The 12,518-nt window shown below is 31.5% G+C and carries 13 protein-coding genes and 1 riboswitch; of the genes, 11 read left to right on the top strand and 2 right to left on the bottom strand.

Translation table 11 applies throughout. From position 1 onward, the window contains the following. Nucleotides 1-23: 23 nt before the first annotated feature. Both fur and xerD read left to right on the top strand, forming a co-directional pair. Nucleotides 24-470 carry a ferric iron uptake transcriptional regulator gene (gene fur / locus AB1J10_RS02550; protein WP_019468360.1) on the top strand — a complete coding sequence of 149 codons (447 nt, stop codon included), beginning with the start codon at nt 24-26 and terminating at the stop codon, nt 468-470. Nucleotides 471-506: 36 nt separating this feature from the next. Then, nucleotides 507-1,394: a site-specific tyrosine recombinase XerD gene (gene xerD / locus AB1J10_RS02545; protein ID WP_064208929.1), complete on the top strand. Its 888-nt coding sequence runs from the start codon at nt 507-509 to the stop codon at nt 1,392-1,394. 97 nt (nt 1,395-1,491) lie between these two features. On the opposite strand, the gene AB1J10_RS02540 is transcribed toward xerD, so the two are convergent. Then, a complete protein-coding gene (locus tag AB1J10_RS02540; protein ID WP_107365842.1) occupies nt 1,492-1,992 on the bottom strand; it encodes a DUF309 domain-containing protein in 501 nt (166 codons plus the stop codon). Nucleotides 1,993-2,083: 91 nt separating this feature from the next. On the opposite strand from AB1J10_RS02540, the gene AB1J10_RS02535 reads away from it, so the two are divergent. From AB1J10_RS02535 to AB1J10_RS02510, 6 genes are all read left to right on the top strand, one after another. Further along, nucleotides 2,084-2,818 carry a segregation and condensation protein A gene (locus AB1J10_RS02535; RefSeq protein WP_046208212.1) on the top strand — a complete coding sequence of 245 codons (735 nt, stop codon included), beginning with the start codon at nt 2,084-2,086 and terminating at the stop codon, nt 2,816-2,818. After that, nucleotides 2,802-3,350 (top strand): SMC-Scp complex subunit ScpB, encoded by a 549-nt coding sequence (scpB, locus tag AB1J10_RS02530; protein ID WP_081254262.1) that lies wholly within the window; start codon nt 2,802-2,804, stop codon nt 3,348-3,350. Before AB1J10_RS02535 ends, scpB begins: the two co-directional genes overlap by 17 nt. Next, complete coding sequence (locus AB1J10_RS02525) at nt 3,343-4,080, top strand: pseudouridine synthase (protein ID WP_046208213.1); 738 nt, start codon at nt 3,343-3,345, stop codon at nt 4,078-4,080. Before scpB ends, AB1J10_RS02525 begins: the two co-directional genes overlap by 8 nt. Before the next feature lie 135 nt (nt 4,081-4,215). Continuing rightward, a complete protein-coding gene (locus AB1J10_RS02520) occupies nt 4,216-4,941 on the top strand; it encodes a response regulator transcription factor (protein WP_046208214.1) in 726 nt (241 codons plus the stop codon). Next, nucleotides 4,925-6,697, top strand: a complete 1,773-nt coding sequence (locus tag AB1J10_RS02515) for an ATP-binding protein (RefSeq protein ID WP_064208930.1) — start codon at nt 4,925-4,927, stop codon at nt 6,695-6,697. The genes AB1J10_RS02520 and AB1J10_RS02515 overlap by 17 nt, the downstream gene beginning before the upstream one ends. 216 nt (nt 6,698-6,913) lie before the next feature. Continuing rightward, a riboswitch (FMN riboswitch) is annotated at nt 6,914-7,050 on the top strand. A 64-nt stretch (nt 7,051-7,114) separates the two neighbouring features. Then, nucleotides 7,115-7,660 carry an ECF transporter S component gene (locus AB1J10_RS02510; RefSeq protein WP_107391386.1) on the top strand — a complete coding sequence of 182 codons (546 nt, stop codon included), beginning with the start codon at nt 7,115-7,117 and terminating at the stop codon, nt 7,658-7,660. Between the two features lie 493 nt (nt 7,661-8,153). Here AB1J10_RS02510 and AB1J10_RS02505 read toward each other — a convergent pair whose 3' ends face one another. Beyond that, entirely contained in the window at nt 8,154-8,402 is a 249-nt protein-coding gene (locus AB1J10_RS02505) for a ferredoxin (RefSeq protein ID WP_019468351.1), read from the bottom strand. A gap of 109 nt (nt 8,403-8,511) precedes the next feature. Here AB1J10_RS02505 and AB1J10_RS02500 point away from each other — a divergent pair, with 109 nt between their 5' ends. The 3 genes from AB1J10_RS02500 (at nt 8,512) to AB1J10_RS02490 (ending at nt 12,454) form a co-directional block, all read left to right on the top strand. Beyond that, nucleotides 8,512-9,477, top strand: a complete 966-nt coding sequence (locus tag AB1J10_RS02500; RefSeq protein WP_070658585.1) for a helix-turn-helix domain-containing protein — start codon at nt 8,512-8,514, stop codon at nt 9,475-9,477. Next, a complete protein-coding gene (locus tag AB1J10_RS02495; RefSeq protein WP_107365475.1) occupies nt 9,464-10,843 on the top strand; it encodes a RecQ family ATP-dependent DNA helicase in 1,380 nt (459 codons plus the stop codon). The genes AB1J10_RS02500 and AB1J10_RS02495 overlap by 14 nt, the downstream gene beginning before the upstream one ends. Before the next feature lie 147 nt (nt 10,844-10,990). Continuing rightward, nucleotides 10,991-12,454, top strand: a complete 1,464-nt coding sequence (locus AB1J10_RS02490; protein ID WP_107520756.1) for a LysM peptidoglycan-binding domain-containing protein — start codon at nt 10,991-10,993, stop codon at nt 12,452-12,454. Nucleotides 12,455-12,518: the final 64 nt, after the last annotated feature.

Below are 12,518 nucleotides of genomic sequence, written 5' to 3'. Positions count from 1 at the left end.
ATTAGTAGGGGAGTGAGGCTTCCGTGGAAGAACGATTAAATCGCGTGAAGCAACAATTACAGCAATCATCTTATAAATTGACGCCACAACGTGAGGCAACATTGAGAGTTTTAATTGAAAATGAAAAAGATCATTTAAGTGCTGAAGATGTTTATTTAAAAGTTAAAGACAAAGCACCTGAAATAGGACTTGCAACTGTCTATCGTACATTAGAATTGCTAGCAGAATTAAAGGTAGTGGATAAAATAAACTTTGGCGATGGTGTTGCACGATTCGATTTAAGAAAAGAAGGAGCAAAACATTTTCACCACCATCTTGTGTGTATGGAATGTGGTAAAGTAGAAGAAATCGAAGAAGACTTATTACCTCGCGTAGAGGAAAGAGTAGAAAATGAATTTGAATTTAAAATATTAGACCATCGTTTAACATTCCATGGTATTTGTGCATCGTGCCAAGCAAAAGGAAAATAATTTAAAAAATACTATTTCAGAAACAGAGGTAGTACAGTGAAAAATATTATAGATGAATATTTGAAATTTATACAATTAGAAAAAGGATTAAGTGTAAATACAATTGGTGCATATCGAAGAGATTTAAAAAAATATGATGAATTTTTAACATTACACAAAATTAGTCATATTGATTTTGTAGATAGACAACTTATTCAAGAATGTTTGGGTCACTTACATGATGAAGGTGCATCTTCAAAATCGTTAGCACGCTTCATTTCCACTATCCGCAGTTTTCATCAGTTTGCATTAAGAGAAAAATATGCAGCAAAAGATCCAACAGTATTAATAGAAACGCCGAAATATGATCGTAAATTACCAGATGTTTTAGAAATAGATGAAGTACTTAGACTATTAGAAACCCCTGATTTATCCAAAAATAACGGATATAGAGATCGCACGATGTTAGAATTACTTTATGCCACTGGCATGCGTGTGTCAGAACTGATTCAAATAGAGTTAGAAGATGTTAATTTAATTATGGGCTTTATACGTGTTTTTGGTAAGGGAAATAAAGAAAGAATTGTGCCATTAGGAGATACAGTGATTGAATACTTAAATACTTATTTGGAAACAGTAAGACCACAATTATTAAAAAACACGGTAACTGACACACTCTTTTTAAATATGCACGGTAAACCTTTATCAAGACAAGCCATATGGAAGATGATTAAACAAAATGGTATCAAAGCAAATATACTAAAAACTTTAACACCACATACATTAAGACATTCATTTGCCACACATTTACTCGAAAATGGAGCAGATTTACGTGCAGTACAAGAAATGCTCGGCCATTCTGACATATCTACAACACAATTGTATACACATGTTTCAAAATCACAAATTCGTAAAATGTATAATGAATTTCATCCAAGAGCATAAACACAGCCTGGTTTATTCTATTGAATAACTAGACTGTGTTTTTTATTGTAGTTACATTATTTAAATAAATATATTCATATAAGATTAATGCTTATATTCATTTGTTTCGAGCTTGTAGAGCGCGTTTTCTTGCTGCTTCGACTTCAGTTCTATCTCTTTTTAAATGGTGGTCAATGATATAATCATCTTCAATTTTATAATATGTCATCGCATAATGCGGGTATTGTTGTAATATAACTTGCTCCATTGTCGCAGTTAATGGGAGATGAATAGGCTCGAAAGATTTCTCCTTCTTTGTAGCATTAATTAATTCGACTAATAGCGCTTTATACGCTTCTATATCGAGTCCAATATTAATTGCTGAGTCGTACTTTTCTATTACTTTTAATGACTTACCAAACGATTTATAGGCACCTACATAATTATGTCTACGGTAATGATAAGCGCCAGTTGCAGTCAATATAAGACTTACAACAGCATCTCCTTTATTGTAATTTGGGTTTGTTTTCCAAGCGTCTTCTAAAATATCGTGACAAAGAAAGTAATGTTGCTTTGTATGGAATTGGAAATAAAAATCTTGAAGTGCAATTTTTAACATGTTTATCGCTCCGATTTTAAATGTTTGTATTAAACATGCTATAATATTTTAGTGAATTACGCACTTAACTTGCTAATATGAGGTAGATAAAATGTATGAAGTAAAACTCGATGCCTTTAATGGTCCTTTAGATTTATTATTGCATCTTATTCAAAAATTTGAAATTGATATTTATGATATACCAATGAAATCTTTAACAGAACAGTATATGCAATATATTCATGCGATGAGTCAATTAGAAATTAATGTGGCAAGTGAATATTTAGTTATGGCATCAGAATTACTAATGATAAAAAGCAAAATGCTTTTGCCTCATTCAGATGAAGTTGACGATTTAGAAGATGACCCACGTGAAAATTTGGTTGAGCGATTAATTGAATATCAAAACTATAAAGAATATACAGTGCTATTAAACGAAAAAAGAGCAGAAAGAGAGAAGTATTATTCTAAACACCCAACGGATTTAACACATTTAGAATCAAATGAAACTTGGGACCCTAATAATACGATTGATTTAACAGAACTCATCATTGCTTATCAAAAAGTGAAAAATCGTGTGGAATACCAAACACCCAAAACCGTTGATATTCGAAAAGAAACGTTCACAATACAAGAAGCTACTACACAAGTAACTCAACGTTTGCAAAAACATGAATCATTCAACTTTTTTAGTTTATTTAATTTTACTGAACCACTGGAAATGGTAGTCACTCATTTCCTCGCCATACTAGAAATGTCGAAATCTGGAATAGTAAATATTGAACAACAAAAAAGTTTTGACGATATTAATATTTTAAGAGGAGTTAATTATGGCATTGAACGATAAAGGAATCCTAGAAGCATTACTTTATACTGCAGGTGATGAAGGACTTGAAGAAAAGCAAATACTAGAAATTTTAGACATTGACCAACATCGTTTTCATACATTAATCAATGAATATGACGCTTGTGGCTTAGAGATCCAACATTATGGTAAAAATTATGTCTTAACCACCAAAAAAGATGCGTCAGAATTTATTGAGAAGTTAATTGAACAAAAATCAAAAATGAAATTATCACAAGCAGCTATGGAAGCTTTATCGATAATCGCATACAATCAGCCATTATCTCGTAGTGATATTGAATTGATTAGAGGTATAAATTCGGACGGAGCCGTCAAAACCTTGATAGCACGAGGTTTAATTGAAGCCAAAGATGAGGCAGATTCTAGAAGCCAACAATTATATACAACAGAACTATTCTTAAATGTATTTGGTATTGAACAATTAGATGATTTACCAACTACGGATGAAGAAGATGAGGAAATAGAAGCCTTCTTCAGTAATTTAGTAAATCAAAAAGGAGAAAAAAATGAATAAAGAAACAGAAAGATTACAAAAACGTATCGCAAATAGTGGCTATACTTCAAGACGTAAAGCGGAAACATTAATTACAGAAGGTAAAGTGAAAGTAAACGGTGAAATCAAAACAGAATTAGGTACTAAAGTAAAACCAACGGATACAGTAGAAGTTGAAGGCATTAAATTAGAACAAGAAGACAAACTATATATTCTTTTCTATAAACCTTCACAAGTTATCACTAGCGTTTCTGATGACAAAGGTAGAAAGGTCGTTACTGATTATTTCAAACAAATTAAGACAAGAATATACCCTGTGGGACGCTTAGATTATGATACATCAGGGCTACTTTTACTTACCAATGATGGTGAATTCACTAACTTAATGACACATCCACGTTATAAAATCAAAAAGAAATATGTTGTTAAATTAAAAGGCTATCTCATGCGCGAAGAAGTTAAAGCATTAGAACAAGGTATTAATTTAGAAGATGGGCAAACGCAACCTGCGACAGTTAAAGTTAAAAACCAAGATAAAGATAAAAATACGACACTTGTAGAAATTACAATAACTGAAGGTCGCAATAGACAAGTTAGACGCATGTTTGAATACTTTGGACATCAAGTATCAAAATTACAACGCATAGAATTTGGACCCTTAAATTTAAAAGGACTCAATGCTGGTGAAGGCCGAGTACTCACACCGCATGAAGTAAAAATATTACGTCAAATTGCAGAACACGGACAATAATTATGACATTCCTTTAACAAAATCCTGATATTGATAATTTTTTCACAAACTTTTCATTCATAAACACTTTTATAGCTCAACCTATGATATAATATGGTTGAAATTGAAGTTAGCAGTGTGGGAGGGTACGAACCTATGTCAAACGAAATACTTATCGTTGATGATGAAGATAGAATCAGACGATTATTAAAATTGTACTTAGAAAGAGAATCTTTTGAAACTCATGAAGCTAGAGATGGACAAGAAGCATACAAAATGGCAATGGAACATGATTATGCATGTATCTTGTTAGATTTAATGTTGCCAGAAATGGATGGCATTACTGTAGCAGCTAGACTCAGAGAACAGAAAGAAACACCAATTATTATGTTAACTGCTAAAGGAGAAGAAACAAACCGCGTAGAAGGTTTCGAATCCGGTGCAGATGATTATATTGTAAAACCATTTTCACCACGTGAAGTGGTCTTACGTGTCAAAGCGCTATTAAGACGAACTCAAGTTGCACATACAGAACAAAGTGAACCACATGCACGAGATTTAATAGAATTTGAACATCTTGTGATTGATAATGATGCTCATCGCGTGCTAGCTGATGGCAACCAAGTAAACTTAACGCCAAAAGAATATGAACTTTTAATCTTTTTAGCAAAAACGCCAAATAAAGTCTTTGATCGTGAGCAACTATTAAAAGAAGTATGGCATTATGAATTTTATGGAGATTTGCGTACTGTTGATACACATGTAAAACGTTTAAGAGAGAAATTAAATCGCGTTTCTGATGAAGCTGCCCAAATGATTCAAACAGTTTGGGGCGTTGGCTATAAATTCGAGGTTAAATCTGAAAATGAACCGCCTCAATAATGTAGTAGTAAAACTGTGGTTAACTATAATTTTTATAGTAACGACAGTTTTAATTTTATTAAGTGCAGCACTTATAACGTTTATACAATCTTACTTTACGCAAGAAACAGAAGATTCATTACTTGAAGATGCTAAAAGAATCAGTCATTTAGTTGAGCATTCAGAAGATAAAACGACTGCCATAAAGCATAGTAAGTCTCTTATCGAGGGTCCAGTGGGGCTTATTATCATGAATCATAAACACATGGATAGCGTCAATAATGATGAGACAAAAGAAAAGATGTTCAAAGAAATAAAAAGTAATAAAAACTACGAAAAAGTGTTCGATAAAGGAAAGCAGATATCTGAGCACGTGACAATAGATATAAATAAACAGCAAAAAACTTATGTTTTAATAGGTTATCCATCAAAAAATTTAGAATCGAGTGCACATAATAGTAAATATAGTGGTGTTTTTATCTATCAAGATTTGAAAACGATAGAAGATACCAATAATGTGATTACAGTCATTATTTTAATTATTGCTATAATCTTTTTATCTATTACTACTGTGTTTGCCTTTTTCTTATCATCTCGAATTACAAAACCACTAAGAAATTTAAGGACTCAAGCATTAAAAGTTTCTAAAGGAGACTATACACAAGTAGTTCCTGTTAATTCTCGAGATGAAATTGGTGAGTTATCACGTGCTTTTAACACGATGAGTTCGGAAATACAACAACACATCGACGCATTATCCTCATCAAAAAATATCAGAGACAGTTTAATAAACTCTATGGTTGAAGGCGTTCTAGGTTTTAATGATAAACAAGAAATAATTATATCAAACAAGATGGCACAAAATATTTTAAAAATATTGGATGCACACGATTTAGACAAACTTGATCGTCAAAATGAATTAACATTTAAATCCAAAAAAACACAATTCGAAGAATATGAAATTAGCACACGCTATTTTGTCATTATTACAAGTTATATTGAACAAATTCAGCCTGATGGCAGAAGTGGTATTGTAGCTATTATTCGTGATATGACCAATGAACATAATATTGATCAAATGAAAAAAGATTTTATTGCTAATGTATCACATGAATTGCGTACACCTATTTCATTGCTACAAGGATATACAGAGTCGATAGTGGATGGTATTGTAACAGAACCAGACGAAATACATGAATCATTGTCCATTGTCCTTGATGAAACAAAACGTTTAAATCGATTAGTAAATGAGTTGCTCAATGTTGCACGGATGGATGCTGAAGGGCTAACTGTAGAGAAAGTGAAACAGCCAATTGATCCACTGCTTAATAGAATGCAACAAAAATACCAGAAACAAGCAAATGACTTAAAGTTAACGATGAATTTAAATCCAAATACACACAATCAATTATGGTATTTCGACACCGATAGAATTGAACAGGTTTTAACTAATCTTATAGATAATGCTACTAGATATACAGAACCTGGTGATTTAATATCGATTAGTTATGGAGAGTCAGAAAATGAAAATATTTTATACATTTCAGACACAGGATCTGGTATTGCTCCAGAACATTTACAACAAGTATTTGATCGTTTCTATAAAGTCGACACTGCTCGTAAACGAGGTAAACAAGGTACTGGGTTAGGTCTGTTTATCTGTCGTATGATTATTGATGAACATGGAGGTACGATAGACGTTAAGAGTGAGCTTGGCAAAGGCACAACATTTATAATTAAATTACCAAAACCAACAGAAGAATATGAAGATACATGACTATTAAACTAATCATAGAAAGTGAAATGTAATTTAATTTATAATCTTAATGTAAATCAAGCATGTGTGTTCTATAAATATCGAGATTGAGAGTCAATACATTACTATTGATTTTCAATCTCGTCTTTTTCATAAGTTATGTAATTTACTAAGCATAAGCAGGTCTATTGTTTTTATCTGAGTAATAGGCTATGATATATTTATAAAATTTAAGAAATTCATCTTCGGGGTAGGGTGTAATTCCCAACCGGCAGTAATTGAAGCCTGCGACCCATTTATCTATTAAAAAGATAAATGGCTGATCTAGTGTAATTCTAGAGCCGACAGTATAGTCTGGATGGGAGAAGATGGAGGGTTTTTGTTGTGCAATTAAATCCTCCTTTTCTAAGTAAGATGAATGGAAGGAGATAATTGAATATGCAACAACAAACCAAGCGACTTATTACGATAAGTATGTTAAGTGCGGTGTCATTTATTTTGATGTTTATCAAATTTCCAATCCCATTTTTACCACCGTATTTAACATTAGACTTTAGTGATATTCCAGCTCTATTAGCAACTTTTAGTTTAGGATCAGTAGCTGGTATTATTATATTATTTATAAAAAATTTACTTAATTTCTTATTTAATATAGGGGATCCAGTTGGACCAATTGCTAATTTCTTAGCTGGCGCTAGTTTTATTTTAAGTGCCTTTTATATAATTAAAAATAATCATACAGTCAAAACACAAATCATTGGATTTACGATAGCGACGATTGTTATGACGATTGTTCTAAGTATTTTAAATTATTTTGTTTTATTACCACTTTATGGGATGATTATGAATTTATCAAATGTAGTTGAAAATATAAAAATTGTGATAGTTTCAGGTGTTATACCTTTTAATATAGTAAAAGGTATAATAATTTCTTTAATATTTATGTTATTATTCAAACGTTTAAAAAAGATTTTACTTAGATAATTTTTAATTAATTAGCTTATACAACGAATATGAAAAAATGGACACGCAATAATAAAAGAAGCTGAGACAATTTATTTGTCTCAGCTTCTTTTATTATTGAAAACTTTTGCTAAAGTTGAAAGTGAAGTTGCTTATCATTATTTTTGTACTTAAACGCATCTTTTAAAATAGTTTTTTAACTTGTTAACACTTAATGGAATGATATAAGCACAAGATTATAGAATCGAGTCATATCTCCAGACGAGTGAACAACCTGGTCGAATTTGTCGAATTTTAAAATTTAAAATGACCAAGCTATTTCATATGGATTAGTCATTTATTTTGATTGTGAGATTTACATGCTATATCTCAACTTGCTTTATTTTCATACTACAATTAATAAATGATTATTTTTCATAAAATAAGAGCTCAGATTTTTCATTAAAACAATGAATATACTGAGCTTTTATAAATTCATTTCATGCAAAAATGAATATCTATTTGATTAATTTTATTATTCAAATTTTAGAGGGTCTCCGTCAAAAGATTCCTCTTCAATTTTAATAGAATCTGTAGGACAACCTTCTAAAGCATCTTCCATGTCTTCATATAATTCTTCTGGTACTTCCGCAGTACCTTGGTTATCATCTAGTATAACGTATGCGATACCTTCATCGTCGTAATCATATATATCAGGAGCAGCAGCACCGCAAGCACCACATGCAATGCATGTATCCATATCAACAATTGTATATTTAGCCAAACTCTTCGCCTCCTTTAACAAACATGCTACACTAATAACACAATTAGTATTGTAGTTACTGTTTAAAATTTTATCAAATGTTTTTGTTTTATAAAATGAGGGAGCACACATGTATAATTTAATTCGCTTTACACGAATGCAAGCACATAATTACAAAACAGAAAAAAGCATATATAATATTATCACAGGCAAAAAATCCCATCAAACCTTTTTTGACGCCTGTAGTCAACAACTATTATCATTGTATCATAGCTTACCAAACTTAAAATATCCATCATTTGTTGGATATATTCAAAATGGACAACAGGATGTTGATAGTACGCGATTAATTCGTACACATCCAAGGTATACATATGATAGTTTATTAAACACCTTTAAGGCACTTCAATTATTAACCCAAACAATTTCGAATATTTCACATGATTCATTACATTTTGTGCCTATTACACACAACAATACAATTCAACATAGAGTTAAAAAAGTATATAACAGTGCTAAAAATAAGAATATATCTTGCAAATTAAATGAAGAATTAAATCTTCTTTTCTCTTCAATTTCTGAAAAAAATAGTAAAACGTATTTGCACTATTATTTACAAGGTTATAAAGAAAGTATGTATACAAGACAACAAGTCAGCTTAATAGAAAATATTTCGCAACAACAATTGTTCGAACTAGAAATAAATGAATTAGTAATCATGATGTTTGAATTGGAAAATGCGATTAAATATCCTATTTTAAATCAATTAATTATTTTACCAACGTTGCTTTTTAAAACAGAGGAAACTTACATAGGTATTAAAAAAGGTCTCAGCTTTAACGAATTAGCTAAGACACAAAATGTAAAATCAAACACAATTGAAGATCATATTCTAGAATTATTTATAAAAGGGTATCTTTCACAATACGATGTATTTATAAATGATAATTCATATTCACAGTTTCTAAGTTACTATGTAGAAAATCGCAGCGAAAGATTAAGAAATTACAAAGAGAAATTTCCAAAATTAAATTACTTTGAAATTAAACTATTAATCATCGGTGTTGAAAGAGGTGATTTAAATGTTACATCATGAATTAAAAAAATGGTTTGGTTTTGATTCATTTAAGCCTGGACAACAGGAAATTATAGAGCATGTATTAAATGATGAAAATACTTTGGGTATATTGCCGACTGGTAGTGGAAAAAGTTTATGTTATCAATTACCAACCTATATCAAACAAAAGCCCACCCTTATCATCTCACCGTTAATATCCTTAATGGATGATCAAGTTATGCAATTAAAACTACAAGGCGAGCATTACGTTTCATGCATCCATTCCGGATTAGATGAAAATGAAAAAAAACAAAATTTACAATACTTAAAGCATAGTCGTTTTATATTTTTAAGTCCCGAATTTTTGTTGCAACCACATAATTTTAAACTTATACAACATCTAGATTTTGGTTTAATCGTTTTAGATGAAGCCCACTGCTTATCTGAATGGGGTTATGATTTCAGACCACACTATGCACTTGTAGGGAAAATCATCAATTATTTTCCTAAAGCCAATATACTTGCTTTGACTGCCACAGCACCACCTTATTTAACATATGATTTAAATCACATGCTAAATAAAACATTTACTGTTGTGAAAACAACGACGAATAGAGAAAATATTACATTATCACACATAAATTTCGAAAATGATCATGAAAAGTTAAAATGGTTACTTCCAACGTTAGAACAATCAGGTCCAACTATTATCTATGTTTCATCAAAAAAAATGTGCCTAACTTTAGCAAAGGCAATTTATCAATATGGTTTTTTAACTGGGATATACCATGGTGACTTAACCTATCAGGAAAGACATACTGTACAGCATCAATTTATAAATAATGAAATACCAATTATTGTTGCAACAAGTGCTTTTGGAATGGGGATAAATAAAAAAGATATACGAACCATCATACATTTTCATCTAGCCACAAGTCCATCAAGTTATATGCAAGAAATTGGTCGTGCAGGACGTGATGGCTACTCTAGCCAAGCCATCAGTCTTTACCAACCAGATGATAGTTATCTATTAGAAACCTTATTGTTTGCAGATATAATTACTGAAGAAGATGTGAACACATTTGAATTAGGTATGTTTTTACCACCTGAAAAAAATGAAATATTAGAGGTTCTAAGTAGTAATTTTAAAATTGAACAATTGCGTACTATTTTCAAAACAGCATTTGAAAGAAAACAACGCGGTTATTATCGAATGTTAGGTTATAAAAATTTAGACCAATGTCGTAGGTCATATATGGTAGAGTTTTTCGGTGAAAATCTATCAACAAAACCAACACAGTGCTGTGATAATGACACAGAATTAAAACCAATTAATATTATTAATAGAAAAAAAGTAAAAAGAAAAATGGATTTTAAAGAAAAATTACGAAATATATTCAAATAAAAGATAAATACTTTACTTCACTTTTTCAATCAAGCTATAATACTAGATATACGCTAAATTTTTATTTGTTTTTCATATAAAATTAATACATATATACTGGCTTTTAGGGTAAAACAGTATATACTAAAATTAAATGATGGAAGGATGATGAATTTGTCTAATAATAATTTCAAAGATGATTTTGAGAAAAATCGTCAATCTATTGATCCAAAAGAACATCGAGATGATGTAAAGGATTCTGTTAACGATTCCGTTGACAATGTAAAAGAGGAAGTTTCTGATAAACAAGACGAACAATTCCCTCCAAGAAATGCCCAAAGAAGACAACGTAGAAGAGATACGGCAACACATCAAAATGAAGGAAATGAATCAACTGTTGATGAGAAAAATGATACATCAAGTCAACAAGACAGTAAGCAACAACAGGAAACACATTCATCATCCAAGACGGTTGCGGATGAAACCAATAAAAATCAAGACCCTTCAGAAAATAACAATATTAATCAAAATAGAAGTGAAAAAGATCACGACATTTCTGAAGATAACCAATCTGAAGATAAAAATGATAAGAAAAAAGGCGCTGCCGTAGCTGGCGGAGCAGCCGCAGCTGGTGCAGGTGCATATGCCACAAAAAAACACCATGACAAGAAAGATGCTTCTGATCATGCTAAAGATAACAATGCAGCCTCAGACGATAACGAAAAAAGTGATGCTGCTACAGGCGTAGGTGCTAATAATAAAAATCAACATACTGAAGAAGCTAATTCTGAAAAAAGTAATGATTCAAAAGACAACAAGAAAAAAGGCGCTGCCGTAGCTGGCGGAGCAGCCGCAGCTGGTGCAGGTGCCGCTGGAGCAAGTGCTGCGCATTCGAATGGAAATGGCTCCGGTGGAAATAATGGTAACGGTGATCACAACAACGATCCAAATGATGATAACAACAATAACAAGAAAAAAGGCGGATTATTTGGAAAAATATTACCAATCGTAGCAGCAATTTTAATTTTAGCAGCAATCGGAATTTTTGGTGGTATGGCATTAACTGGCAACAATGATGATAGTAGTAATAACGACGATAAAAAGGTAGCGGACAACAAAGATAAAAAATCTGACTCAGATTCAGACAAGGACAGCAAGAAAGATTCAGACAAAAACAAAGACGATGATAGTGATAAAGCAAATACAAATAATGACGATAACGCTGAATCAGATAGTAATGATAATTCAAACCAAAGCGATTCTAATTCTGACGATGCAGCTACTAGCGATCAAAATCAAGCTACTGAATCTGATCAAAATAACCAAAGTGATCAAAATGCACAGAACAGTCAAAATGATCAATCACAACAAAATAATCAAGCTACGAATCAAGGTAATGATTCAGCAAACCAAGGTCAAGCTACTAACAGCCAAAACAATCAACAAAACAACCAAGCTTCAAACAACAATTCAGGACAACAAACACATACTGTAAATGGTCAAAATCTTTACAGAATAGCCATCCAATACTATGGAAGCGGATCTCCTGAAAATGTAGAAAAAATCAGAAAAGCAAATGGATTACAAGGTAATGATATTCATAACGGACAACAATTAGTTATTCCTCAATAAAACATTCATCTTTAACAAATAAAATGAAGCTTGATTATCGAGCCTGTTCCTAAAAAAGGACTAA

The organism is Staphylococcus cohnii species complex 1663 (genome assembly GCF_041008415.1).
Lineage (GTDB): Bacteria > Bacillota > Bacilli > Staphylococcales > Staphylococcaceae > Staphylococcus > Staphylococcus ureilyticus.
The sequence above is the reverse complement of the archived record's forward strand: the minus strand, read 5'-3'. Positions and strand labels throughout refer to the sequence as shown.

Excerpts from the sequence above, each read along its gene's own strand:
- AB1J10_RS02540 (WP_107365842.1), bottom strand. The coding sequence starts at position 1,992 with ATGTTAAAAATTGCACTTCAAGATTTTTATTTCCAATTCCATACAAAG.
- AB1J10_RS02535 (WP_046208212.1), top strand. The coding sequence starts at position 2,084 with ATGTATGAAGTAAAACTCGATGCCTTTAATGGTCCTTTAGATTTATTA.
- scpB (WP_081254262.1), top strand. The coding sequence starts at position 2,802 with ATGGCATTGAACGATAAAGGAATCCTAGAAGCATTACTTTATACTGCA.
- AB1J10_RS02525 (WP_046208213.1), top strand. The coding sequence starts at position 3,343 with ATGAATAAAGAAACAGAAAGATTACAAAAACGTATCGCAAATAGTGGC.
- AB1J10_RS02520 (WP_046208214.1), top strand. The coding sequence starts at position 4,216 with ATGTCAAACGAAATACTTATCGTTGATGATGAAGATAGAATCAGACGA.
- AB1J10_RS02515 (WP_064208930.1), top strand. The coding sequence starts at position 4,925 with ATGAACCGCCTCAATAATGTAGTAGTAAAACTGTGGTTAACTATAATT.
- AB1J10_RS02510 (WP_107391386.1), top strand. The coding sequence starts at position 7,115 with ATGCAACAACAAACCAAGCGACTTATTACGATAAGTATGTTAAGTGCG.
- AB1J10_RS02500 (WP_070658585.1), top strand. The coding sequence starts at position 8,512 with ATGTATAATTTAATTCGCTTTACACGAATGCAAGCACATAATTACAAA.
- AB1J10_RS02495 (WP_107365475.1), top strand. The coding sequence starts at position 9,464 with ATGTTACATCATGAATTAAAAAAATGGTTTGGTTTTGATTCATTTAAG.
- AB1J10_RS02490 (WP_107520756.1), top strand. The coding sequence starts at position 10,991 with ATGAATTTGTCTAATAATAATTTCAAAGATGATTTTGAGAAAAATCGT.